Origin of the sequence: Burkholderia mycopellens, assembly GCF_964265025.1 — a bacterium.
Lineage (GTDB): Bacteria > Pseudomonadota > Gammaproteobacteria > Burkholderiales > Burkholderiaceae > Burkholderia.
In genome coordinates this window covers 1,608,163-1,633,051 of record NZ_OZ183803.1, presented here as the reverse complement: position 1 = coordinate 1,633,051, position 24,889 = coordinate 1,608,163, and the positions used below count along the sequence as shown (strand labels likewise).

At 65.3% G+C, this 24,889-nt stretch carries 15 protein-coding genes and 2 pseudogenes; 5 read left to right on the top strand and 12 right to left on the bottom strand.

Annotation, left to right across the window (positions count from 1 at the left end; translation table 11 throughout):
* Positions 1-55 precede the first annotated feature (55 nt).
* The 4 genes from tnpC to ACPTTC_RS25575 all read right to left on the bottom strand — a co-directional run bounded on the left by tnpC (position 56) and on the right by ACPTTC_RS25575 (position 4,192).
* Entirely contained in the window at positions 56-1,606 is a 1,551-nt protein-coding gene (tnpC, locus tag ACPTTC_RS25590; protein ID WP_423391979.1) for an IS66 family transposase, read from the bottom strand.
* A gap of 51 nt (positions 1,607-1,657) precedes the next feature.
* The gene (tnpB, locus tag ACPTTC_RS25585; protein WP_057929670.1) at positions 1,658-1,951 is read right to left on the bottom strand and encodes an IS66 family insertion sequence element accessory protein TnpB; all 294 of its coding nucleotides are present in this window, start codon (positions 1,949-1,951) and stop codon (positions 1,658-1,660) included.
* 44 nt (positions 1,952-1,995) lie between these two features.
* Positions 1,996-2,397 carry an IS66-like element accessory protein TnpA gene (tnpA, locus tag ACPTTC_RS25580; protein WP_423391978.1) on the bottom strand — a complete coding sequence of 134 codons (402 nt, stop codon included), beginning with the start codon at positions 2,395-2,397 and terminating at the stop codon, positions 1,996-1,998.
* Positions 2,398-3,169: 772 nt separating this feature from the next.
* A complete protein-coding gene (locus tag ACPTTC_RS25575) occupies positions 3,170-4,192 on the bottom strand; it encodes an IS110 family transposase (RefSeq protein WP_423392343.1) in 1,023 nt (340 codons plus the stop codon).
* 156 nt (positions 4,193-4,348) lie between these two features.
* Between ACPTTC_RS25575 and ACPTTC_RS25570 the strand changes: the two genes are divergently transcribed.
* Positions 4,349-5,749 (top strand): ISNCY family transposase, encoded by a 1,401-nt coding sequence (locus tag ACPTTC_RS25570; RefSeq protein ID WP_423395715.1) that lies wholly within the window; start codon positions 4,349-4,351, stop codon positions 5,747-5,749.
* Between the two features lie 179 nt (positions 5,750-5,928).
* Here the strand turns inward: ACPTTC_RS25570 and ACPTTC_RS25565 are convergent, their stop codons facing one another.
* Positions 5,929-7,467: an IS3 family transposase gene (locus ACPTTC_RS25565; RefSeq protein WP_423391215.1), complete on the bottom strand. Its 1,539-nt coding sequence runs from the start codon at positions 7,465-7,467 to the stop codon at positions 5,929-5,931.
* A gap of 118 nt (positions 7,468-7,585) precedes the next feature.
* On the opposite strand from ACPTTC_RS25565, the gene ACPTTC_RS25560 reads away from it, so the two are divergent.
* Positions 7,586-9,076, top strand: coding sequence for an ISNCY family transposase (locus ACPTTC_RS25560; protein WP_423394437.1), 1,491 nt, complete (start codon positions 7,586-7,588; stop codon positions 9,074-9,076).
* 104 nt (positions 9,077-9,180) lie between these two features.
* Positions 9,181-10,050: pseudogene (locus tag ACPTTC_RS25555) on the top strand (ISNCY family transposase); the annotation flags it as partial.
* Positions 10,051-10,589: 539 nt separating this feature from the next.
* Here ACPTTC_RS25555 and ACPTTC_RS25550 read toward each other — a convergent pair.
* Positions 10,590-10,718 (bottom strand): hypothetical protein, encoded by a 129-nt coding sequence (locus ACPTTC_RS25550; protein WP_423394436.1) that lies wholly within the window; start codon positions 10,716-10,718, stop codon positions 10,590-10,592.
* A 409-nt stretch (positions 10,719-11,127) separates the two neighbouring features.
* On the opposite strand from ACPTTC_RS25550, the gene ACPTTC_RS25545 reads away from it, so the two are divergent.
* Complete coding sequence (locus ACPTTC_RS25545; RefSeq protein WP_423394435.1) at positions 11,128-13,065, top strand: S53 family peptidase; 1,938 nt, start codon at positions 11,128-11,130, stop codon at positions 13,063-13,065.
* Positions 13,066-13,415: 350 nt separating this feature from the next.
* Here the strand turns inward: ACPTTC_RS25545 and ACPTTC_RS25540 are convergent, their stop codons facing one another.
* Complete coding sequence (locus ACPTTC_RS25540) at positions 13,416-14,465, bottom strand: hypothetical protein (protein WP_423394434.1); 1,050 nt, start codon at positions 14,463-14,465, stop codon at positions 13,416-13,418.
* Between the two features lie 91 nt (positions 14,466-14,556).
* Positions 14,557-17,970 carry a DUF4132 domain-containing protein gene (locus ACPTTC_RS25535; RefSeq protein ID WP_423394433.1) on the bottom strand — a complete coding sequence of 1,138 codons (3,414 nt, stop codon included), beginning with the start codon at positions 17,968-17,970 and terminating at the stop codon, positions 14,557-14,559.
* Between the two features lie 263 nt (positions 17,971-18,233).
* Between ACPTTC_RS25535 and ACPTTC_RS25530 the strand changes: the two genes are divergently transcribed.
* Positions 18,234-18,581 carry a hypothetical protein gene (locus ACPTTC_RS25530; protein ID WP_423395765.1) on the top strand — a complete coding sequence of 116 codons (348 nt, stop codon included), beginning with the start codon at positions 18,234-18,236 and terminating at the stop codon, positions 18,579-18,581.
* A 47-nt stretch (positions 18,582-18,628) separates the two neighbouring features.
* On the opposite strand, the pseudogene ACPTTC_RS25525 reads toward ACPTTC_RS25530, so the two are convergent.
* The 4 genes and pseudogenes from ACPTTC_RS25525 to ACPTTC_RS25510 all read right to left on the bottom strand — a co-directional run.
* Positions 18,629-18,769: pseudogene (locus ACPTTC_RS25525) on the bottom strand (WGR domain-containing protein); the annotation flags it as partial.
* Positions 18,770-18,937: 168 nt separating this feature from the next.
* On the bottom strand, positions 18,938-21,175 hold the full coding sequence (locus ACPTTC_RS25520; RefSeq protein WP_423394432.1) for an SWIM zinc finger family protein: 2,238 nt from the start codon (positions 21,173-21,175) through the stop codon (positions 18,938-18,940).
* Positions 21,172-22,296, bottom strand: coding sequence for a vWA domain-containing protein (locus ACPTTC_RS25515; protein ID WP_423394431.1), 1,125 nt, complete (start codon positions 22,294-22,296; stop codon positions 21,172-21,174). Before ACPTTC_RS25515 ends, ACPTTC_RS25520 begins: the two co-directional genes overlap by 4 nt.
* A gap of 100 nt (positions 22,297-22,396) precedes the next feature.
* A complete protein-coding gene (locus ACPTTC_RS25510) occupies positions 22,397-24,883 on the bottom strand; it encodes a DUF5682 family protein (protein ID WP_423394430.1) in 2,487 nt (828 codons plus the stop codon).
* Positions 24,884-24,889 lie beyond the last annotated feature (6 nt).

The window sequence follows — 24,889 nt, the reverse complement described above, 5'->3', positions numbered from 1 at the left end:
TAAGCACCCGATCAGCACCGTAGCGCATGTCGTTGACGGAGGGGTATCCGCGATGCTATCGGATGGGATCGACGTGAGCGGTAGACGGCAACAACGGCGCCACATGCCACGGCAGCAGCTCATCGACGCGATTGACCGGATGGTCAGCGATACGCTCGAGCACGTAAGCGAGATACGCCTCCGGATCGAGGCCGTTCAGGCGCGCCGTGCCGATCAGGCTATACATCGCGGCGGCCCGTTCACCACCGGAGTCGGCGCCGGCGAACAAGTAGTTGCGCCTCCCGATCGCGACGCCACGCAGCGCCCGCTCGGCGATCAGGTTGTCGATCTCCACCTGCCCGTCGCTGCAGTAATAGACCAGTGCCGACCAGCGATTCATCGCATACCGAAGTGCCTTGGTCGTGTCGGATTTCGCAGAGAGCGTGGCGAGCGTCGCTTCGAACCAGAGCTTCATGTCGTCGAGCAACGGCACCGCTTGTGCCTGACGTACTCTGCGTCGTTCATCGGGCGGTTTGCCGCGGATCTGCTCTTCGATCTTGTAGAGCGCGCCGATCCTGTGCAGTGCCTCTTCGGTTACGGCATTGGGACGCACCGCATGCAGGTCGTGGATTTTCCGGCGAGCGTGGGCCATACATGCAGCTTCCTGGATGGTGCCGCCGCGATACAGCTCGGCATAGCCGGCAAACGCATCGGCCTGCAGCACGCCGGCGAAGTGCGCGAGATGCTGCTGGGGATGTTCACCACGTCGATCCGGCGTATAGGTGAACCAGACCGCCGCCGGCTCTTCGGAGGCACTCGGCCGGTCATCACGCACGTAGACCCACAGGCGTCCTGTCTTTGTGCGACCGTTGCAGGGTGCCAGCACAGGCAGCGGCGTGTCGTCCCCGTGAACCTTGCCGCCGGCTAACGTGTATCGGCGTACGGTGTCGACCAGCGGTGCAAGCAGCGCCGTGATGCTTCCCATCCAATACCCCATCGCACCCGGCTCGATCTCGACGCCGTCGCGCGCGTACATGACTGCCTGGCGATGCAGCGGGATGTGGTACGCGAACTTCGACACGGCAATGTGCGCGAGCAGCGCCGGACCCGGGATGCCACGATCGATCGGTCGACTCGGTGCCGCGGCCTGTACGATGCGATCGCAGCATGCGCAGGCCAGCTTCGGACGGCGGTGGCGGATCACGCGGAAGTGCGCCCGGACGTATTCGAGCTGTTCCGCGACGTCTTCGCCCAGCAGTTTGAGTTGGCCGCCGCAATCGGGGCAGTCATCGTCCGCGGGCAGATGGATGCGCTCTTCGCGCTCAAGGTGATCGGGCAACGGCTTGCGGCCCACACCTTCGCGACTCGGCCGTTTCAACGCAGGAGCGGTGGCCATATCGGCCGAGCCTTCATCGGCCTGCAGGTCTTCCAGCCGCAATTCAAGCTGTTCGATCTGGCGATCCAGCTTCTCCGATTTCCGGCCAAACTGCATCCGGCGCAGCTTGGCGATCGTCAGCTTCAGATGTTCGATCTCGATCGCGCGCGACGAGAGCTGCTCGCGCAAATTGGCGACCATCGCCTTCAGCGCGTCAATGTCATCGGGGAGATCGGCGGGAGCAGCAGACATGCAGTGAGCTTACACGACGCCACCCTCAAGCTCGCCACGCGTAATGAACGTTTACAATGCGCTTCGCGGGCGCGCTGCATCGATCGGCTGCCGCCAATCGAAACCCTCGAGCAAGAGCGCGAGCTGAGCGGTCGTCAGCGCGACAACGCCGGCATCGGCGCGCGGCCACGCGAAGCGTCCTTTCTCGAGGCGCTTCGAGAGAAGGCACAGGCCGCCGTCACACCACCACAAGCACTTCAGCAAGTCACCTCGCTTGCCCCGAAACACAAACACGTGTCCGGAGAACGGATCTTTCTCTAGCACCGTCTGTACTTTCGAGGCCAACGAGTTAAAGCCGGAACGCATGTCCGTGACGCCCGCCGCGATCCAGATTCGCGTGTTCGGCGGAATCACTTCAGGCACTCTCGTAGATACCGTTCAGCGAACTCCTGTGACACGCCGCGGATGCGGATACGTCGCTTGCCAACCTCGATCTCGATTTCACAGCTCGGCGACATCGCCGGGCTCGCCGACACATCCAGCGTTTGCGGCAGAGAGTGGTTTGGGACGTTTTTCGATGGCAGATCGATCACATCAACTGGCAGCAGCGCGATGCTTGGTGTCGAAGTTGCACGTTGCGCTTCCAGTAAGCTTCTCCGCCACTGCGCGACCATATTGGCATTCAAGCCATGCGCACGGGCCACTTCGGCAATTGAACGATTCGGATCGTTCGCTTCAGCAGCAACCGCTTCCCGAAACTCCTTCGTGTAGTTCCTCGATCCCGGTTGTCTTCCATGCACTACTGGCTTCATCGATCTGATTCCCATTACATCTGATGGGAATCAGATTGCCTATGCCGCGCTCTCACGAACAGACGGTACATGTCGAGCGCTTACCGACAAGCTGGCGGAAGTCGATCAAGGTGCAGTGATCGAGCAAAAGCGATTGAGTCACGTGCTACAAGTTTCGCAAGCGCTTCAGGCTCAGCGCGACAACCGTCGAACCTCCGGATCGCCGTCGCGAACCAATCAAGGTCAGGCCGTCCGCGGTTCAAAGCAACCCGTTGGCACGAAGAAGCAACGTGCATTTACGCAGGCCGACGTCGAGCAGGTAATCGTGGATCTCGCCGAACGCAGACAGCCGCAACAGCCCGCGCGCAAACCTAGCCGTCGGTCTGCAAGGGGCAATGACGCAAGCGTAAGCACCCTGCCCGTTCAGGACCAGCTCTTCGACACGGCGTGATCTGCAGCCCATGAGAAACAAATCATGAACCCCTGAAAACACGACATTTCTATTTAGCTGGCGCCCCGACATCTTGAAATGGCTATGACATTTGGTGTAGGAGCAAAGTAGTAATCTATGGCCAGCCCGAATTTTGCAACCCCTGGTTCTGATGTCTTTGGCTTGCGCAAATCTATCCGGAATCTGAGGTAGAGCCTCGTTCCACGATGAAAACCGCACCGGTCGATCCTCAAAATGTCGGCAGCTGCTGGGAGCTGTACAACTTGTCAGGTTCTTCGTCCGGTCGCTGTGCCGTTAGATCATCAGAGTTACAGCAGTCGCAAAACCTGGCGGGACAAATTTTCAAGCACGACAACCGCGCGACGGATCGTACACCGCGTGCTTCGTCAATACAGCCCAAGCGATTCGAGCCAGCTTGTTGGCTACCGCGCATGCCACCACGTTCGAATGGCGTCGTGTGAGCATCGATCTGATCCATTCCCCCAACCGATCAGTTCGTAGCGCCACTCGCTGGATGACGGCTCGCGCACATTGGACCAACAAGTGTCGCAGATGCTTGTCGCCTCGCTTGCTGATTCCATACAAGATGTTTCGGCCACCGGTGCTATGTTGCCTGGGCACGAGACCGATCGACGCCGCAAAGTTGCGTCCGCCATCGTACTGACTAACGTTCCCGATCTCGGACGCGAGAAGGCTCGCCGTGATGACGCCGATACCAGGAATCGACAGCAGTCGGACTGCATTTTCGTCCTCGCGTAGCTGCATCGTCAGATCTTTGTCGATGTCATGGACCTGTTGATCCAGATATCGATAATGTTCGTGCAATCGGTGCAGCAGCTCGGCCAGTCGAGGCGGCAACTCATTGGCGGCCAAGGTGTCGGGAATGCGATGAAAAACAGCTTTGGACGTTGGCAGACTAATACCGAATTCCAGAAGAATGCCGTGAATTCGATTGATGGTAGCCGTGCGCTCTACGACGAGGCCCTCTCGAACCCGATGCAACGCAGCAAGCGTTTGCTGTGCCTCTGAGCGAGGTTCTACAAAACGCATCGAGGGGCGTGCTGCAGCCTCACAAATCGCTTCGGCATCGATGTAGTCGTTCTTGTTGCTCTTCACAAAGGGGCGGACATACTGAGGCGAAACGAGCTTGGCGGTATGTCCCATGGCGATCAATTGGCGTGCAAGCCAATGCGATCCCGCGCAGGCCTCCATGACAACTGTCACGGCCTTCAGATTCCCGAAAAACGGCAAGAGTTGAGCGCGCGTCAGCCTCTTGCGAAATACTTCGTGACCCTTTGCATCTTGTGCGTGCAGATGAAACACATGCTTGCCCAAATCGATGCCGATCAGCGTGACCTCGTTCATGGCGCTCTCCTCTACCGTGGACCGAACTGCCTATCGTAGAACGATCGCTGGGATCGGGCTGGCCATTTCATTATGTCGTAGCTCGAGGGTTTCGGCGCATGCTGGCGGCGGTTCGAACTGCCGGAGCGCATCGTGGGCCAACCTGGACTGATCACCATGAGCATGCGGGAGCTGGATCGTCTGAAGGTCGTGGAAGCTGTGATCGAGCAGCGCCTGATGCCTTGGCGAGCCGCGGAGCGGCTCGGGATCAGTCGACGGCAGATTGAACGGCTGGTCGCCCGGTATCGGGCTGCTGGCCCGGCCGGGCTGCTTTCGCAGCGCCGTGGCCATGCGAGCAACCATCAACTGCCCGAGGATTTGGCACATCGTGCCTTGGGCCTGATTCGGGAGCGCTACGCCGATTTTGGGCCGACGCTGGCCTGCGAGAAGCTTTGCGAATGCCATGGGCTGCAGCTGTCGAAGGAAACGGTCAGGAAGCTGATGACAGATGCTGGGCTCTGGATTCCGCGCCGGCAACGACCGCCGAAGGTCTACCAACCGCGAGCGCGCCGGGCGTGCCTGGGTGAACTGATCCAGATCGACGGCAGCGATCATCGATGGTTCGAGGACCGAGCGTCGGCCTGCACGCTGCTGGTGTACGTGGACGACGCGACTAGCCGGTTGATGCAACTGCACTTTACGACGACCGAATCGACGTTCAGCTACTTCGAGGCGACGCGGGCATATCTGGAACGTTACGGCAAGCCGGTGGCGTTCTACAGCGACAAGTACAGCGTGTTCCGCAGCCCGACCGCAGGCAAGACCGGCAGCAGCGTGACGCAGTTTGGCCGGGCTATGTATGAGCTGAACATCGACACGTTCTGCGCGAACAGCAGCTCGGCCAAGGGGCGTGTGGAACGGGCCAACCTGACGCTGCAGGACCGGTTGGTCAAGGAAATGCGCTTGCGCGGCATCAGCACGGTCGCCGACGCCAACGCGTATGCGCCCTCCTTCATCGCTGATTTCAATCGTCGCTTCGCGAAGCCGCCGCGCAGCGACTTCAATGCGCACCGGCCGCTGCGAGACGACGAGAATCTGGACCGGGTGATGACCTGGCGCGAAACGCGTCGGGTCTCGAAGTCGCTCACGGTGCTGTACGACCGGGTGCTGTATCTGCTGGACGATACGCTGGAGAATCGGAAACTGATTCATCGCTACATCGACGTCTGGGAGTACCCGGATGGCCGGATCGAAATACGGGCCGATGGCGAGCTATTGCGATGCCGCCTTTACGACAAGCTGGCGGAGGTTGATCAAGGCGCGATCATCGAGCACAAGCGTCTGAGTCATGCGCTGCAGGTGGCTGAAGCGATCCAGGCGCAGCGCGACAACCGGCGGATCTCGGGTTCGCCGTCGCGTGCCAATCGAGGGTTACCGGTACGAGCCAAGGCATCGTTGCCAGGTGCCAAGAAACAGCGTGCGTTCACGGAGGCTGATATCGAAGGAGCCATCCTGCAGGTTGCCTCACACACACATCAACCGGAATCGAACCGACGGTCTGCGAAGGCCCGCGGGTGAACGCAAGCGCCCTGCTGCTTCAAGCTCGGCGCTTCAACGCTGAAGGACGGAAAACCGATGAAACATGCGACATCTGTATTTAGCTGGCACTACGACATCTGAATCCGGGTATGACATTTTGGTGTAGTGGCTAGATTGAAATGTCCGCTTTGGGGATGCGGCTATTTTCTTGGACTGATTTACGTCGTTAGCCCCAGGCTTTCACGGTACTCGATGGGGCTGAGATAGCCAAGCGAGCCCTTGATCCGTTTCTCGTTGTACCAGCGAATGTAGGCGCTCAGTACCTCAATGAACTCCGCGATGGTCGTCGAACGCCAGTCTCCTGGATAGAACATCTCGGTCTTCAGCCTGCCGAAGAATCCCTCACAGGCTGCGTTGTCCGGGGAACAGGCTTTACGCGACATGGATCGAATCAGATTAGCCTTTGCAACCCGCGATAGCCAGCCAGGCCAACGGTAGTGGCCACCGCGATCGGAATGCACGATCGGCGTTTTATCTGCTTCAGTCACGGTCTCGATAGCCGCGTCTAACATGGTATTCACGAGTTCTGCGTCAGGGCTTGTGCCGATCGACCAGCTGACTACCATGCCATCAAAGCAGTCGATCATGGGCGACAGATATACCTTACCCGCAGGAATCTGGAACTCGGAGATATCGGTCACCCACTTTTCGTTGGGGGCGTCAGCACGGAAATCGCGATTGATGATGTTATCTGGGGCAGGGCTGATTTCCCCGATATAAGAACGGTATCGGCGCCGCCTGGGCCTGGCTGCGTGGAGGCCGCCTTGTTTCATGAGCCGACGCACGACCTTCTCCGATAGAAACACACGTTGTCGGCCGAGCGCTGCCTGCACCCGACGATAGCCGTAGGATCGGTGATTGTCCTCGAAGATCTCTGCAACGGTACGACGGACTTCTGCATATTTGTCGGCAACCCGTATGGGCGACCGATGGTAGAAATAGGAGCTGCGCGCTAGGTCCAACCGCGCAAGCAGCTCAGCCAAGCCGTATTCTTCTCTCAGGGCGTCAACCAGCGTTGTCTTCTCCCGGTTGCTCAGGAGTGGCAGGTCGACGCCCAGGTCTTTTTTTAGGAGTTCATTCGCCTTCTTCAACAGGTCGTGTTCAAGCTGCAAATTGCGAATGTCGCGTCGGAGCCCTTCGACCTGCCGCTCCAGTTCGTCCCGATCCGTCTCCGCAGGTGATCGCTTGTCGCGTTTCATGGATGCAGGGGCCTCTCGGCCGAGTAACTGGTTCTTCCAGTTGTACAACGTCACCCTGTCAACGTCCAGCTTTCGCGCCAACGCCTGCGCACTTCCTTCGCGTGTACATAGTTCGTACACCGCGGCCTGCCTGGACGCCAGTGACGCGACCGGTCGACCTGCCTTGCCAACCACGCATCTCCTGGTTTCCGGATAGCGCTCGCGAACCCACGCCGTCAGTATCTGGCGACATGGATAGCCTAATTCCCTGAGGGTGAAGGCGAAGCAGCGCCCGTGGTTGACGTAGTGCTCAAGTGCTACGTTCTTCTGTTCTTCTGAATACTTCTGCTTTCCGCGAACATACTCCTTCTGCAAATCGCCGCTGTTCTCGAATTCCTCGCACCATGCCTTGAGAGAATTCTTCGTCGGGTAACCCAACTGGCGGATTGTCGCCTTGATGCGCTTGCCAAGCTTCAGGTACAGCTCGACCGCCCGAACGCGGTCTTCGTATGAATACATGGACTACCTCCAGGTAGTCCAAGATTTGGTCCGCATCCCCTTTTGGCTAGATTGAAATGTCCGCTTTTCGGGCCGCGTAAGCTGTCCGGCCGCCGGGTGTCCGGCGCCGGAGGCTGCGATGGCTGCAACGGAGCGGATCACGATGACGATGCGCGAGCTGGACAGGTTCAAGGTCATTCAGGACGTAGCCGACGGCAAGCTCAAGCCGTGGCGTGCGGCCGAACGGCTGGAGTTGACGACACGGCAGATTCGGCGGCTGGTCGCCCGGCTGCGTGAGCACGGCCCGGCGGGATTGGTGTCGGGACATCGAGCGAAGCCCGGCAACCGTCGTCTGGATCCAGGAGCCGCCGACCGGGCCCTGTCGATCATCCGAGATCGCTACGCCGATTTCGGCCCGACACTGGCTTGCGAGAAGCTGTGGGAATGTCACGGCATTCGGTTGGCCAAGGAGACGGTCAGGAAGCTGATGACGGACGCCGGGCTCTGGATTCCGCGCCGGCAGCGTCCGCCGAAGGTTTATCAGCCGCGAGCGCGCCGGGCGTGCCTGGGCGAACTGATCCAGATCGACGGCAGCGATCATCGGTGGTTCGAGGAACGGGCGCCGGCCTGCACGCTGCTGGTGTATGTGGATGACGCGACGAGTCGACTGATGATGCTGCACTTCACGCAGACGGAATCGACCTTCAGCTACTTTGAGGCAACGCGGGCGTATATCGAACGCCATGGCAAACCGGGGGCGTTCTACAGCGACAAGGCTAGCGTGTTTCGCAACGTGAAGCCGGGCAAGACTGGCAATCGCGTGACGCCGTTTGGTCGGGCGATGTACGAGCTGAACATCGACACATTCTGTGCGAGCAGCAGTTCGGCCAAGGGACGCGTGGAGCGAGCGCACCTGACGTTGCAGGATCGATTGGTCAAGGAGATGCGATTGCGCGGGATCAATACGGTGGCCGACGCGAACGCTTATGCGCCCTCCTTCATGGCCGCCTACAACGCGCGCTTCGCGAAGCCGCCGAAGAGCGACTTCAATGCGCATCGGCCGCTGCGGGCCGACGAGAGTCTGGACTTGGTGCTGACGTGGCGCGAGCCGCGGAAAGTGACGAAGTCGCTCACGGTGCAGTACGACCGGGTGATGTACTTGCTGGAAGACACGCCGGCCAACCGGAAACTGATCGACCGTCAGATCGAGGTCTGGGAGTACCCGGATGGGCGGATCGAGATCCGGGCTGACGATCGTGTGTTGCGCTGCCGGCAGTACGATCGCCTGGCTGAAATCGATCAAGGTGCCGTCGTCGAGCACAAGCGCTTGAGTCATGTGCTGCAGGTCGCGCAAGCCCTTCAGGCGCAACGCGATAACAGTCGAATCGGCAAAGCTCCGTCTCGAACACATCGAGGCGACTCAACCCGGACCGACCGAAACGAACCCCAAGCGGGCAAGAAGAAGCAACGCGAGATCACGCAGGCCGACGTCGAGCATGTGATCGTGGATCTGGCGCAGCGTCGGCAAACCGCAAAGCCGCCAACCAAACCTGGCCGTCGGTCCGCAAAAGCTGGAGAAACAACCGTGAGCGCCCTGCCCGTTCAGGCGCCGACCTTCGACACTGTGTAACGCTCAAAACGAGGAAAAAGACGCAGCAAAACCAACCTTAAAACCGGACATTTCTAAATGGCTGGAAGGTGGACATCTGAATCCGGGTATGACATTGGTTGTAGTGGCGTGCGGCCGAACGGCTGGAGTTGACGACACGGCAGATTTGGCGGCTGGTCGCCCGGCTGCGTGAGCACGGCCCGGCGGGATTGGTGTCGGGACATCGAGCGAAGCCCGGCAACCGTCGCCTGGATCCAGGGGCCGCCGACCGGGCCCTGTCGATCATCCGCGATCGCTATGCCGATTTCGGGCCGACGCTGGCCTGCGAGAAGCTCTGGGAGTGTCACGGCATTCGGCTGGCCAAGGAGACGGTCAGGAAGCTGATGACGGACGCTGGCTTATGGATTCCGCGCCGACAGCGTCCGCCGAAGGTTTATCAACCTCGAGCACGACGAGCATGCCTGGGCGAACTGATCCAGATCGACAGCAGTGGCCATCGATGGTTCGAAGATCGGGCGCCGGCCTGCACGTTGCTGGTGTACGTCGACGACGCGACGAGCCGCCTGATGATGCTGCACTTCACGCAGACCGAATCGACATTCGGCTACTTCGAGGCAACGCGAACGTATCTGGAGCACTACGGCAAACCGGTGGCGTTCTACAGCGACAAATACAGCGTGTTTCGCAACACGAGTGCCGGCAAGACAGGCCAGAGCGTGATGCACTTCGGCCGGGCGATGTACGACCTGAACATCGACACGTTCTGCGCGAACAGTAGCTCAGCCAAGGAGCGCGTCGAGCGTGCACACCAGACGTTGCAGGATCGGCTGGTCAAGAAGTTGAGATTGCGCGCAATCAGCACGGTCAACGACGCCAACGTTTATGCGCCCTCCTTCATCGCTGCTTTCAACACGCACTTTGCGAAGCCGCCGAAGAGCGATTTCAATGCGCATCGGCCGCTGCCGGATGACGAGAATCTGAACATGGTGTTGACCTGACGTGAAACACGTCGGGTATCGAAATCGCTGAAAGTGTTGCACGACCTCGCCCCACGTGTATTGCCACTTTCAATGTCAATAGATCACTCGTTGTCTCGCTTTCCAAGTACTTACAGCGCACCCACGCTCGAACGAACAGCGTCGAAGCGAGTGCCTTGATTCCCCACCCGAGCGACGTTCACCCAAGGAACCGGTTCACGTCGCCCCGCGCATTCAGTTCGACACCCCTACGTTCGACTTACGACTACTGCAAGCTTTGAAACCTTTCTAGGCAACCCTGCCAAACCTCGATCTAAACATTTTAGATTTCATCAAAAAATATTTGACGCTCCGTTTTCTTCCTTGTTATCTTTTCCCGCAATAAATGCCGACAGGAGTTTGAATTGCGCAAATAAACCAAAAGCCCGACAAATAACTTCCATTTTAATTACACCATTGTGATGTCGATATTCGGCTCACAAAGCCGCAATTACTTCCGCGAGGGAAAGTTTCTCGACTCACCGCCATCCAGCTTCGCTTCAGGCTGGACCGTTTCGTCACGATGCGTCGCAAGGAAACGTCGTCAGCATCGCGATCTGCTTGACGGCACGGCAGGTTTCATCCGCCGAGCCTAGCTTGCCGAACCACACCGTTCGCGCCACACGAAGTTGCATCGTCAGTCCCATGCAGCATTGCAATCGCCTGGAACAACCGTAGCAGCCCAGGTCGTCAAATGGCATCGCAATACGGTCTTTTCGGCTCAAATAACTTGCATTCCTAATCAATAGATAGCGAATCGAAGCTGTTCTATCCGCAAACCGCGGACTGTTCCCAAAGCAATTGTCGGACCACCGCACGCAGGATCGCGGCGGGGCCCGACAAACAAGAGGGCCGAGCGCAGAATCGGTGCCCGCGATACGCGAGCCCGATACCCGACCGGCCTCCAATTCTGATGGTGGGTGGGGAGGAATACTTATGTCGCCTTGAATTCTGCTGATCGTTCTGGCTTGCGTCAGGTTGCATCGGCCGCCCTTCGCTACCCGCGATCCGGGCCGCGCGCCGCACCCGTTCTTCGTCGAAATCTCGGAGCTCACAATGCAGAGAACTCAATACGTCAATCGCAAACTCCTGCAACGCTTTGCGCTGACGGCAATTGCAGTTGGAGTAGCAGCCACGATGGTCCCGCTGTCCGCCCAGGCGGCAACCAACTGGGTCCAGACCCGCACCAGCGCGTTCCTCCTGTCCAATGCACCGGCCGCGGCCGCATCGCAGGCACTGGCCGCGTCCGCTGCGGCGCCCAGCTACTCGCTGAACAGCGTCGGCACGCCAGCGCTTACCGATACGCACGTGACGCCGCTCGAATTGAGCCAGCCGCTGCACGTGACCGTAGTTCTGAAGAATCGCAACGCGGACCAGCTCGACACGTTCCTTCGCGACGTCAACCAGCCGGGTAGCGCGAGCTATCACAAGTACCTCACGCCCGCCCAGTTCAAGGCGCGCTTCTCGCCGACCGACGCACAGGTCGCAACCGTGGTCGCTCACCTGAAGGCGAACGGCTTCAACAACATCACAGTCTCTGACAACAACACACTGATCGCCGCCGACGGCAATGCCGCCAACGTGCAGCGCGGCTTCCAGGCGAGCATCAAGCGCTTCAACTATCGCGGCAAGCCGGTCTACGCGAACGATTCGGCGGCACTGATCCCGGCCTCGCTCGGCTCGATCGTCGATTCCGTGCTCGGCCTGCAGAACGCCGCCGTGCCGCATCGCCTGCTGCACCGCTTCGCGCCGGCCGCCGTCATCGAACCGAATGCGGTTTCGAAGAATGCGTCAGCGGCGTCGCAGCAAGTCGGCCACCAGCCGACCGATTTCGCAAAGATCTATGACGCGAGCGGCCTGCCCGCCGCGACCAACACCACGGTGGGCATCATCACCTGGGGCGACATGACCCAGACCATCGCCGACCTGAACACCTTCACGCAGAACGCCGGCCTGGCAACCGTCAACACGGCAGTGGTCGCGGGCGGCTCCGGCACCCTGGCCGACGACGGCGATCCGGGCGAGTGGGATCTCGACAGCCAGGACATCATCGGCACGTCGGGCGGCGTCAAACAGCTGATCTTCTACTCGGCCATCAACGGCGACAGCAACGACAGCGGCCTCACCGACGCGACGCTGACCGCCGCCTACAACAAGGCGGTGACCGACAACAAGGCGACCGTCATCAACGTGTCGCTCGGCCTCGACGAAACGGCCGCCAACTCGGACGGCTCGCTCGCGGCCGACGACGCGGTATTCAAGCAGGCTGTCGCACAAGGGCAAGTCTTCTCGGTCTCGGCCGGCGATGCAGGCGTCTATCAGTGGTCTACGTCACCGCAAGGCGCGCCCGGCTATATCGGCACGTACAACGGCACGTCGGTCAAGACGACGATCAACCTGTCCAAGTACAGCGTGTCGTCGCCCGCGAGCTCGCCGTACGTCGTCGCCGTCGGCGGCACGACGCTCTCGACCACCGGCACCACGACGTGGGCCGGCGAAACCGTGTGGAACGAAGGCGTCGCCTATGCGGACCTCGACAGCAACGGCAACCCGGTCGACAACGCCGTGCGGATCTGGGCAACGGGCGGCGGCGTGAGCGCGTTCGAGACCGCGCCGAGCTGGCAGACCGCCGCGCTCGGCAGCACGGTGACGAAGCGCGTGCTGCCCGACGTGGCGTTCGACGCCGCGCAGGCGACGGGCGCGTACATCGTCATCAACGGGCAGACGAACCAGCTCGTCGGCGGTACGAGCCTCGCGTCGCCGATTTTCGTCGGCGGCTGGGCACGCGTCGAATCGGCCAACAACAACAGCCTCGGCCTGCCGACTTCGGCGTTCTACCAAGGCCTGCCGACCAATACGTCGCTGCTCCACGACGTGTCGTCGGGCAACAACGGCTACAGTAGCCACGGCTACACCGCGAAGGCCGGCTGGGACGACGACACCGGCTTCGGCAGCCTGGATTTCGCGAGGGTCAGCGCGAGCTCCGTCAAGTAACGCGGCACGACCCGATGGGGGCGCGGCAAGCTCGCCGCGCCTCTCATTGCACCTACGCCCCGCACGACGACGGCGCATCGACGCCGAGAACAAGGATATGGCCGGGCTGGCGGCGGCATTCTGACAAGCATTGACAACAAATCAGGCACGAGGCGCTCGTTGGGCAGCAATGCCGTCGCGGCCAACGGAGGTCGGCGGGATCTGGCGGGCTTTTGTGGCGTTGCGCGCGAAGACGGCGGACAGCGGTTCGTCCTTCTCCAGCCTCGCCTGGCCCGATGGGGCCGGGCGAGGCCGGAGGCGCGGCAGTGCACGACGCCTCGATCGTGCGAATTCGGACGGAGGCCCATGCCTCAAGCCAGATACGCAGCGACCTCGTCCGGCGTCAGGAACCGCACCAGCGTCACGGACGGATTCTGCGCCGGATGGCACACACCATTGAAGCCGTTCCAGCATCGACGGATACCCTCTTCCGTCTCCAGCGCGATCAGCACGCATTGGCCGTGCTTGCGGTGGCTGCGCAGCGGCGCTTCACCCCACGCGAGCGCCAGATGGTTGACGAGCACGCCGTTCGCATATGCATGCGCCTGCAGCCAGTGAAACGCCGAGGTGTCCTGCTCTTCGTCACCGTTCCTCGGCGCAATCGGCTTGCCGACGCGCAGCGTCTGCGCGTGTTCGGCGATCAAGCGCTGCAGCAACGTGAACGCGTGGAACGTGTTGTTGACCGCATGCGCGCTGGCGACGAAACCCGTGCCGGAAGCCGGCAGCACGACGACGCACTCCGGCTCGTAGCTCAACGCCGACGCGGTGCATAGAAAGTGCAACTGGTCGAACGGCAAACTGTCGTTGTCGGCCATCCGGTCAAGCAACGACTGCAACGCGGTATCGGCGACGAGATCGCGGTGATTGTCACGATTGCGCATCAGCATCGCCATCAGCGGCAGAACCAGCGTATCGACCGCGTCCCGCCACGCATCGACTTCCCAACGCTGCTGCGCGCTCAGTGCATCTAGCCGTTGCCGAGCTGCTTGCCAGTCGCGCCGTTCGTCATCGGTGGCTTCCTCGTCGCCCTCCTCGACCGCCCTTGCGCAAAGCGGCGCGAGTTCGGACAGCCACGCCCCAAGCCTCGCCCGCGCGGCCGAAAACAGGATGCGCGGATCGGCCCCGCGCTCGACGATCGCGCCACCGAGCAGCGCCAGCAACGCCGCCCGGTTCGGGTGCAGCGCCGGCAGTTCGGCCGCACACGCGCGCAGGATGGCGTCAGCGCAGGCAGGATCCTGCGCCTGCTCAAGCAATGCTTCGATTGGGGGCAGTTCGAAGAAATCGTCCATCGTGAGGAGATCGGCTTCGTCGAGAACGGGCCGATGAAGGACGGCAAGAAATTCGGGTGTCAGCGGCGTCATGTGGCGAGTGTTGTAGCAAGGAAGAACGTGCGATGTCGGCGTAGTCGAAGCGGACGGCGCAGCGCTCGCCCGCTTCGGTGGCGAGCGCGCGTTACTCGCGCATCCCCTCCAGATCGCGAATCAACTCGCTAGCCGAGATCTCGTCGAGCGTCGACAACGCATCAGCGTCGCGAATGCTGCCCCAGTTCGACGGCGAGCCGGCCTGCAACGCACCGAGTTCCTGATCCGGATACATGTCGACCGCCCCGACGATGATCCCCGGGTCAAGCGACAGCTCGATCACCTTGCCCGCGCCGAGCGGCTTCGTGAAATACCAGATGCAGCCGGCATCCTGCACCTGGCCGCGGCGCCAGCCCTTGTTGACGAGCCCGAGCACGCGGCCGGTCGGCACCTTGACGCCCTTCCAGCGTTCGAGCTGCCGCCCGTTTCGCTCATCGTCGGTCAGCCGGTACACGTCGCGGCCAAGCTGGGCGAACGGCTGCAGCAGCTCGTAGTCGGCGAACACCTGCCCGAACGCGGCGGCGTCGGCCGGCGCGATTTCCAGCGCATGCGGCACGCCGATGCGGATCGTCGCGCCTTCCGGCAACGTGAACGCATCGTCGTCAGCCGTGGCCGCGGTGCCGTCTTCCGCCACGCGGAAGCAGGCCTTCAACGTGCCGCCGAAGTTGCCGCCATCGTCCACTTCGTACACACCCCAGACGAGACGCTGAACCAGGTGGCGCACCAGCGGATGCTCGGCGAGAAACGTGCGAAACACCTCGGGCGTCCAGCGGCGGCGGCCGCACATCGCGACCTCGAGCCGCGCGAGCTGCTGGCTCGCGATGGTGCGCGCATCCTTCTTCAGCAGCTTGAAGCGCTCGACCGCTTCCTTGCTCTTCACCGGATCGTCGGTCTTCTTCGGCTTCGGCAGGTCGGCGAGCCGCGCGCCGGCCACGCCGTCGGCGCCGGTCTCGCGCACATACGGCTTGAGCGTCTCGTCGAAGCCGACCCGGAACGCGCGCGGACCGAAGTCGAGCAGCATCGTGCCCTGCGCGTCGAGCCCGAGATCCGGCGCGAGACGATCTTCCAGTTCCTCCGACGACAGCCCGCGCGCTTCCGCGATCGCATCGATCTTCTCGCGCGCACGGTCCTGCAGCGCACGGAACTTGACCTTCTGCGCGATACCGTTGAGCAGCATCAGCGCGACGTCGCTGCCGATCGAGGCCAGCACGTCGAGGCCGGTCGCCGCGCGCGCGTGGGCCGATTCGCCGGGCCACGTGCGGATCAGCGGCGTCAGCTTGCGTGCGGTGTCGTCGTCGCCGAACAGGCCCAGTGCGGTCAGCGCCCAGCCCTCCTTACCCGGCGCGCCGGCATCGAGCCATGCGTTGAAGCAGTCCCACGAGAAGTCGGCCAGCGACTCCGCCGTGCATGCGTCCTTCACGACGTCGATGCCGCCGTAGATCCCTTCACCGGTCGGGAACGTCAGCATCTGGCCGAGCGTGTCGAGCGCGTCGTCCGGCAGCGCCTTGCCGTTCTTCAGCACCGGCCGGCGCCAGCCGCGCGGCTGCCAGAATTCGGGCAGCTTGCTGCGCTTGGTCGGGAAACGGTCGAGCGGGCTCTCGTCGAGCACCGCGCGCACCGCCTGCGGCACCGCGGGGTCGGCATAGCGCGCGGCGACCTCCATCAGCAACGCCTCGTGGCCGTTCGCCTGCAGCAATCGCAGCGCGGTGCCGGCGCAGTCGCGCGCTTCGCCCGGCTTGCCGAGCGACGGCGCGATCAGGCCGCTGGCCGCATGTTCGGGAAACTTCAGCAGCCACGCACGGCCGTCGTCGCGCAACGTCTTCAGCTTCGCGAACGCGCGGGCCGCGATCGGCGCGCATTCGACCGCGCCGTAGTTCAGCGCGTAACTGAAATTCTCCGTCGGCTTGCTGCGCACGGTCGCGATGAGGCCGGGCAACGCGGGCAAGCCAAAGGTCGCCATCAGCATATTGACGCCGGCCGTGCTGTAATCGCCCGCAATCGCGTTCCAGATGTCGACCGCCACCGCCGCCGGCAGCAGCGTCAGGTACTCGGCGCGCAGCGAGTACCAGAAGTACCGCTCGCGCTTGCGCTCGTCGATCATCGCGCGCCACGCGGCGACGAACTCCGGCGCGTCGCCTTGCCGGATCGCCTTCGCCGCAGCCTCGCCGAGCGGCCCGTAGTACTTCTTGCTCGCGTCGAAGCCGAGGCCGGCGACCAGCGTCAACGTGTTCCTTGTCGCTTCGGCGAATCGCTTCGCCTCCCACTGGTTCGGCGTTTTCGCCTGGTTGCGCTTCGCTTCGTCCCAGCATTCGATCGCCGCCAGTTCGAGCGGCTCCAGCGTCAGCACGGCGGCCTTTTTCTGCCGCGCGGCAAGCCACGGCGGCGCCGCCAGCACGCCCGGCAATTCGTCTGCCGATGCGACGTCGGCCGGGCCGGCCAGCAGCGCGAGCAGCTTGTCGATCACCGCCTGTGCCGGCGCGTCGAGCCACGGCCGCAGCCCGTCGACGTGCGCCGCATGCGCGCGCAGCAGGCGCGTCAGGCTCGGCGTCAGCAGCCCGGCATCCTTGCCGCCCGCGGCCACGAGCCGCGACAGCGCGACCATGCCCGCCACCGGCCAGCGATCGAGCGACAGCGACAGGCGCGCGAGCGCGCCCTTCGAACCGCTGGCGACCTTGGCCAGCGCGGCCACCGCGTCGGGCGTGCCGATCGCGGCGAGCGCGTCGCCCGCCGCATCGTCGGCGGCGCCGCGTTCGAGTACGTCGAACGTCGCCGCGCCGCGCTCGCGCAGTACGGTCGCGACCATCCGCGACATCCCCCAGAACGAATGGCCATAGCTGTCCGGGCGGATTTTCGCGGCGACGGCGATCGCATCGGGATCGGTCGCGGTCAGCAGCATCCAGTGCAGCGTCTCGGGCACGTCGCGCTCGGCGCCCAGCCGGCGCACCAGTGCATTCGACAAGTGCGGCGCATCGGGCAACAACAGTGCAGGAATCGGCTGGCGGGTCGGGTGCAGCGTCGGGATCGCGGCTTCGCTCCTGTCGACGCAGGCCTGCCAGTCCGCCTCGCTCGCTGCGGCGAGATGCTCGCGCAGCGCCGCCTCGCTGCCGACGATCGGCCCGCGCCAGCTACCGCGCACCGGGCCGTCGACATTCGTCGTGAAACGATGGATGCGGCGCTGCGCCTGACGGTCGTAGTCGGCGTGCACCTGGATTTTCAACGCATCGAACAGCACGTCGATCGCGCCCGTCAAACCGTATTGCGCGACCAGGTAGTCGACGACCGGGCGGCCGATCGTGGTTTCGCCGTGATAGTCGCCGACGCTCATCGCCAGCGCGAACAGCGCGGCATCGGCTTGCGCATCCGCCACCGGCCCGGCGATCGGCGTGCGTGCGACCAGCCGGTCGAGCATCCGCTGGACGGCCGGGCGCAGCGCCGCATCGGTCGCGCCGATGTCGATCGAGTATCCGTCCTTGCCTTCGATCTTCAGCCACGCGGCGCGACGCATAGGCTTCGCGCTGCATCTGCGGCGACAGGCGCACGGGTTCGCCGTGCGCGAGCCACGGCGGTACGGCGGTGTCGGCGACCGCGGGTGCTGCGTGCTCCGGTGCGGCGGCAGTCTCGGTTGTTACCCACTCGCCGAGCGCCGCAGCCGCCGCCTGCGCATGCTCATGCACGGTGGCCGACGTTCCCCAGCCATACAGCAGCCGGCGCGACTTCAGGACGTCGAACGCCATCGCGGCGCCCTGGTCGCCGACGTTGTAACGGCGCTTGATCACGGCGACCGTCAGCGTCTCGCCGGGCTGCATGTCACCGTTCGCGATCTGCGCGCGCACGGTTGCGACGACGCGCTCGCATTGGGCATCGAAACTTTCGGCCGCGACGGGCGGCACGGGCGCGGGAGTGGCGGCGGACGTGGCCGTAGAAGCCGGCGTCGATGCGCCCGGCTGGGCCGACGGCGCGGACGGCGCACGCTTCGCCGTCTTCACCGCTGCGGGTTGCGTACTCGCCGCCGATTCTGCCTCTGTGGACGCTTCCGGCACAGCGGACGAGGCTGCCGGTAGCTTCGCGGCGGTCGCGCCGATGCTCGCGCCGGCCGCCACCGCGACTTCCGCATAGCCCTTGCCGGTCTTCTCCTTGACGAGCTTGTCGAGCGCGGCGCGCGCCTTCGCGTCGTCCGCGAACGACTTCGTCTGGCTCTGGCCCGCGGTGCCGATGCGGCCCCAGCGGATATTGAGCCCGGAGCCGTCCTGCTCCACTTCCCAGAACTTGCTGGAATTGCCTTCGATCAGTTCAAAACGACGCATCCGTTCCCTCTCACTCGGATCGACGACGCAGCACGATGCCGCGCCTGCATGCCGTGGCCGTCAGGCAGCCACGACGCCCTCTCGTTCATTCATCCCGCGATCCGTGCAGCCTGCACGGCGACGCGCGGTGTCGGGCGCTGCCTGCTCGCCCGGTCGACGGTCATGCCGTCATTGCTCGACGATGCCCAGCAGCAGCAACGTCAGCGAACCCAGTTGCGCCAGCAGCGACGCCGATTGCGCCGCGCGCAGGCTGTCGGCCAGCGCGCGCAGCAGCCTGCCTGCGTTGGCGAGGCCGGCGTGCTCCAGCCGCGCGGCCTGCGCCCGCGCACGCTCGACCGCGCCGCCGCCCTGATGCCGCATGCCCTGGCGCAGCCACTCGGCCAGCAGCGCCAGCGTGTCCTCCGCGAGCGCGACCCGCGCGGGCAACGGCTCGCGCCCGCCCGCCAGCGGCAGCGGATGCGGCGCCGCCGCTTCGGTCTGCAGCACGACGGCGCGCTGTGCGGTCAGCACGGCCAGCGGCCGCATCACGGCCGTGCCCGCATGCAGGCGCACGGTGCCCGCCAGCGCGCGCAATGCCCCCCATTCGCCGGACAGCGCGCGCGCCAGCGCATCGACCGCGCCAGGCGCCACGGCGCGATGCGGCAGCGCGAGGTGCAGCACCTCGTCGACGCTCGCGTCGGCCGCCCCGGCTTCGCGCTGCGCGAGCCGCGCGTGCAGCACCTGCGCGGCCGCATCCCAGTGAACCGAGCGCACGACCATCGGCTCGAACGCGACGACGTGCAGGGACCCGGCCGCGGCGCCGTTCGCCGCCTGTCTCGGCCGCACGAAATCGGGCAGCGCGTCACGCAGGTGCGCGACGAGCGCCGCGATGCCCAGCTGGCGGATCGGCGCGGCGAGATCGTCCCAGGATTTCGGTGACAGCGGCAGCACGCCCGTCTGCCGTACGCCGGCCGCGATGTCGACCGCGCCGTTCGCGCGACGCTTCGCGGTTTTCGTGACGACCTGCCCGGCCGCGATCTGCCGCAACGGAAAACCCGCAACACGGCGGCCGGCCAGATCCGGTGCCCGGCCGCCGGCCGCGACGTCGGCGGCACGCGGCCAGTTTCGCGTCAGCACCATCACGGTCTGCGTGTCGGGATCGGCGAACAGCACGCTCGCCCCCTCTTCCGCCTCGTCGCTCCACAGCTCGACGCCGAGCGACACCAGCCGCAAATGATCGAGTTCGACCTCGCCCTTCACGCCGATGCCGAGCATCTGACGGGCCGGCACCGCGGCACCGTCGCGCTGCGTCGCGGCGGACATCGCCGCACGCACGCGCGCCCACAGTTCGGCCAGGACCCGCACGAGCCGCAGCGGCTCGAAACGGCTGCTGCGCGCATGTTGCGCGTGAACCAGTTGCCAGGCTTCGTCGAGCGCGTCGTCGACCCATTGCCAGCCGCGCTCGCGAAGGTGCCCGCGCAACGACTCCACCCGCGCGGCCAGCGCGATCGGCGGCTGGCTCGAGCCGTCCAGCCATAGCGCGTGCACCAGCTTGTCGAGGTCGGCGATCAACGCGTGCGCCGCGTCGTTGCGCAACGGCGACGGGTCGTCGTCGCTGTCGCCTTCGTCGCCGGCCGGCGGACGCACCTCGACGATCGCTTCCGATACGCCGTCGGCCGGGGCGCCGGCCTGCCGAAACGCCCAGACGGCGACCACCACGTGCGCGCAGCCGCTTCCCTGCCGGCAATCGCAGCGGGCATGCGCGAGCGAGCGCCTCGAGAAGAACCGGACCGTGCACATCGGCAGTCGTGCAACCGGCGACCATTGCGCACCGGCCCACAGCTGCACGGCCACGACGGGCCGTGCGGCCGCCATGCGCGCGGCCTGTTCGAGCACCGACGGCGCGAAGCTCGCCGCCAGCGCGGCATCGTCGAAATCGGCGGGGCTCCATGCGCGATCCGCGGGCGACGCGCCGTTCGTGCCGTAATCCTGCGGGGCATCGTCCGGGCCGTCGCGCGCTTCGTTGCTCGCCACGTCATTCCGGTTGCATGCCGCTTCGTCGCGCGGATCGGCCTGCCCCGTCTTGCCGTCACCACCTGCACGCCCACCGGCCGAGTCGACCGCATCGACCGCTTCGTTTGCCTGCATGCTCGCCTGATAGGCCAGCACCAGCATCACGCGATGCCGGCACATGCCGCTCGCCGTGCAACTGCACGCCGCATCGCGCAAGGTCCGGCCGGGCGGCAGGCGGGTCCGCACGCCGTCGTCGAACGACGCATGCACCGTACCGTCGCCGTCGACAGCCAGCGCCGGCACCGCGCCGGCCGCGACATCCTTCTGCGCCCGCTTGACGAACCCGGCGTTGGCGAGCGCGGTCAGCGCCTCCGGCGTCAGTTCGAGCAGATCGTCACGCATCGGGGCGCTCATCCCTGCACCTTCTCGGCGAGCCACGCGGCCAGTTGCCCGGGCGTCATCGCGCCGACTTGCGCGCCGGCGTTCACGAGCCGCGCCGCCATCTCGCGGTCGTACGCGGGCTCGGCCGCCGAATCGAGCGCGGCCAGCCCGAGCACGCGCGCGCCGCTCTCGGCCAGCGCCTTCACGCGGCGCACGAGTTCGTAGCCGCTGCCGCCTTCGTAGAAATCGCTGACGAGCACGACGACCGTGCGTGCAGGATTCGCGACGCAGGATTGCGCATACGCGACGGCTTTCGCGATGTCCGTGCCGCCGCCGAGCTGGACCTTCATCAGCAGTTCGACCGGGTCGGATACGTCGGCGGTCAGGTCGACCACCGACGTATCGAAGGCCACGAGACGCGTGCGCATGCCCGGCAATTGCCACAGGCACGCAGCCATCACCGCGCTATGGATCACCGAATTCACCATCGACCCGCTCTGGTCGACGAGCAGCACGATGTCCCACGGCTCGACCTGGCGACGCGTGCGACTGTTGAAGACCGGCGTGTCGAGATACAGCTTGCGCCGCTCGGGATGCCAATGGCGCAGGTTCGCGGCCAGCGTGCGCGTGTAGTCGAAGTTGCGCGCGATCTTCATCCGCGAGCGCCGGCGCCGGTCGCGCGTGCCGCTGAAAGCCTGCCGCACCTCGGTCGCCAGTCGCTCCATGATGCGCCGGACCACCTCGGCAACCAGCCGCCGCGCAGCCGCCAGCACCTCGGGATTCATCAGGTGCTTCGTGTGCAGCACGGCGCGCAGCAGCGATTCGGACGGCTCGATCCGCTCCAGCACGTCGAGGTTCGTGACGACTTCGTCGATGCCGAAGCGCTCGACCGCATCGCGCTCGAGCCGGTCGATCACCTCCTTCGGAAACAGCGTGTGGATCGTGTTGATCCAGTCGGGCGTGCTCAGCGCGGATGGCCCGAGGCCGGCACCGCGCTCGCCACGCTTCGCGCGGTCGTCGTCGCGACCGTACAGCCATTCGAGTGCCGCGTCGGCGGCCTGCGCATCGGCGCCCGGCGTGCCGCACGCGGCTTCGGCAGGCTCGCCGAGCAGCAGACGCCAGCGCTCGAGCGGGCCGGGAATGTTCAGCGGCATGGCAGGACTCGCGAAAACCGCGTCGCGCCATGCCGTGACGGCGCGACATCGTGGTGAAGGAACAAGCAGCCGCGCGCGTGGCGGTTCGTCGATCGGTGGGTCACGACGCCTCCGGGTCGGGCGTGAGCCCCCAGCGTCGCAGGCGGCCCAGCACCTGCGCCTCGATGCGCGCGGCGTGCGCGGCCTCCTCGGGCGATGCGTCGTTCGCGTGCCGCTCCGTCAGCACGCGTCGCGACAGGTGCGTCGCCTGGTGCAGCGCGAGCACGTGATCGGCGAGCCGCCCGCGCTCCTGCGGCGGCAACCACGCGAACGCGCCGCGCAGCCCCGGCAGCGCGAGCACGAAATCGGCGTCGTCGAGCGCGCGCACGGTCGCATCCATGCCCGCGACGAACGCTGGCGCGCTCGCCAGCGTCTCGCGCGCCAGCGCAAGCAGGCCGCCGAGCGCATCGCCGAGCGCGGCCGCCGGCATCGCCTGCAACAGCGCCATCGCATCGTCGATGCCGGCGACGGGTCGACCGTCGTCGGTGCCGGCATGCGCGGCGAGGCCGAGCAGGGCCCCGAGCGCCGCGCCGCGACTCGCGGGCGCCGCCGCCGTATCGGCCGCCTTGCGCCGCCAGACGGCCAGCGCGCGCAACGGTTCGATCGTGAGCGGCGTGTGGGCATCACCCTCCGTGCCGGCCAACACGTCGGCCACGATCCGGCGCAGCGCGACGTGCCCCTGCACATGCGCATCGAGATCCGCCGGCGCCAGCGCGGCGGCCGGCTCCAGCAACCATAGTGCGCGATCGAAACCGGCCTCGACAACGATCCGCAACACCGGCGCATCGTTCATGCCGAGCAGATCGCCATGACGCAGCAGCGTATGCAGGTTGCCGAGCGCGGGTGCGATCGACTCGAAGCGCTGCTCGCGCGCGACCGCATCGCGCAGCGTATCCAGCAATGTGTCGCTCAGCGCCGCCAGGCCGGCCCACGCGGCGCGGTTCAGGCCATCCGCGAGCGGCGCGATGCGACCGCCGGCCTGACGCAATTCATCCTCGAGCCGCGCGCGCGCCGCGTCGGACAGCGTCGCGCCCCACGCGCCGGCTTCGATCAGCGCCGCCTGCTGCTCGAGCGGCTCGCCGAGTTGCCAGACCTCGTCGCGTTCCCCCGACATCGCAAGCTGCGCGCCCTGGCGGCGCACGACGCCGGGCACCCGCAGCAGCGCCAGCCGGTGCAGCACGCGGCTGCGCGCACGCCCTTCGTCGGTCAGCAGGTCGAGCGTCAGCGTGCCGCGCAGCACGATGCCGAGCGCGGCCAGTTCGTCGCGCACCGCGGCGACGAGCGGCGGTTGCGGCGTGCCGGGCGCGAGTTCGCCCGCAACGTCGCCGGCCAGCGCATCCATCGCCTCGACCAGCACCGGGTCGGTGCCGGCCCGCAGCGGCCCGCGATAAGTCCACGGCAGCGGCGCGTCGAGCGCGTCCTTCACCAGCGCGCCGGCCAGCGCGTCGAGCCAGTCGCAACGCAGCGGCCGTGCATGGCCGCGCAGGCGCGCCAGCCCTTCGGCCCGCACGTGCACGGCGATCAGGTCGGCCGTCGATACCGGCAGCTTGCGCGTGCGCAGCCGCTGCATCACGTTCTCGAGCACCCGCCGAGCGGCCTCCTCGGCACCGTGCGCCCAGACCCACTGGTAATAGGCCGGCGAAGGCATGCCCGATGCGTAGCCCGCGAACGCGTCGAGGCGCTTGAACGTGTAAGGCACGAGATAGGACCCGTAGCGGACGCTGTGCGCGGCCTCGTCGACAGCCTTCGAATCCGCATCGGGCACGCAGGCGTCGTTCGACGGTTCGTCGAGCACGGTGCCGGCACCATCGTCGATCGAGCCCGGTTCGGGTGTCTCGGGCAACGCAGCCGGCAGCGTGCGCCAGAGTCGCGCCAGCGCCGGCGCGTGATAGCCGCCGCAGACGACCAGCACGTCGTCCGCCTGGCCGCCGGCTTCGCCGACCGCCCACGCGATCCAGCGCGCCATCATCCGTTCGCGCGCCTGGTTGCCGAGCGAGCCCGGATCGTCGTCGCGCAGATGCGCGAAGTAGGTCGACAGGCGTTGCGCGAGTTCGTCCAGCGCGCCGGGCGTATCGCCGACGTCCTCGAACAGGTGGTCCCACAACGCATCGCGGCCCTGCACGGCAAGCGTGTCCGCCAGCGCGCGCTCGTAGGCGTCGGCGCGTGCCTCGTGTTCGGCGTCCGCGACATCGGCATAGCGGTTCTCCAGCCGCGAGAACGCCGCGTGCCACGCGGGCAGGTCGATGAAGCGAACCGTCGCGCCGACTTCGCGCCCCGCCTGCAAGGCCTGCCATTCCGGCGAATGCTCGGCGAACGGGGTCCACGAGCCGTAATGCGCGGCATCGCCGGACAGATAGCTGTAGATCGCGATCGGCAGGCGGTGCGGACGATACAGCTCGTCGAGCCGGCCGTTGAAATCCGCCGGCCCTTCGATCAGCACGTAGCGCGGCCGCCGCGCACGGATGCGCTCGGCCACCAGCCGAGCGCAGGCGGGGCTGTGATGCCGGATGCCGACGATGTGAGGTGTGCCGGACGTGTCGGTCTGCATGCGGCG

Bases quoted from the DNA above. Each gene is read 5' to 3' on its own strand.
- tnpC (WP_423391979.1), bottom strand. From the start codon at position 1,606: ATGTCTGCTGCTCCCGCCGATCTCCCCGATGACATTGACGCGCTGAAG.
- tnpB (WP_057929670.1), bottom strand. From the start codon at position 1,951: ATGCGTTCCGGCTTTAACTCGTTGGCCTCGAAAGTACAGACGGTGCTA.
- tnpA (WP_423391978.1), bottom strand. From the start codon at position 2,397: ATGAAGCCAGTAGTGCATGGAAGACAACCGGGATCGAGGAACTACACG.
- ACPTTC_RS25575 (WP_423392343.1), bottom strand. From the start codon at position 4,192: ATGAACGAGGTCACGCTGATCGGCATCGATTTGGGCAAGCATGTGTTT.
- ACPTTC_RS25570 (WP_423395715.1), top strand. From the start codon at position 4,349: ATGAGCATGCGGGAGCTGGATCGTCTGAAGGTCGTGGAAGCTGTGATC.
- ACPTTC_RS25565 (WP_423391215.1), bottom strand. From the start codon at position 7,467: ATGTATTCATACGAAGACCGCGTTCGGGCGGTCGAGCTGTACCTGAAG.
- ACPTTC_RS25560 (WP_423394437.1), top strand. From the start codon at position 7,586: ATGGCTGCAACGGAGCGGATCACGATGACGATGCGCGAGCTGGACAGG.
- ACPTTC_RS25550 (WP_423394436.1), bottom strand. From the start codon at position 10,718: ATGGGACTGACGATGCAACTTCGTGTGGCGCGAACGGTGTGGTTCGGC.
- ACPTTC_RS25545 (WP_423394435.1), top strand. From the start codon at position 11,128: ATGCAGAGAACTCAATACGTCAATCGCAAACTCCTGCAACGCTTTGCG.
- ACPTTC_RS25540 (WP_423394434.1), bottom strand. From the start codon at position 14,465: ATGACGCCGCTGACACCCGAATTTCTTGCCGTCCTTCATCGGCCCGTT.
- ACPTTC_RS25535 (WP_423394433.1), bottom strand. From the start codon at position 17,970: ATGCGTCGCGCCGCGTGGCTGAAGATCGAAGGCAAGGACGGATACTCG.
- ACPTTC_RS25520 (WP_423394432.1), bottom strand. From the start codon at position 21,175: ATGAGCGCCCCGATGCGTGACGATCTGCTCGAACTGACGCCGGAGGCG.
- ACPTTC_RS25515 (WP_423394431.1), bottom strand. From the start codon at position 22,296: ATGCCGCTGAACATTCCCGGCCCGCTCGAGCGCTGGCGTCTGCTGCTC.
- ACPTTC_RS25510 (WP_423394430.1), bottom strand. From the start codon at position 24,883: ATGCAGACCGACACGTCCGGCACACCTCACATCGTCGGCATCCGGCAT.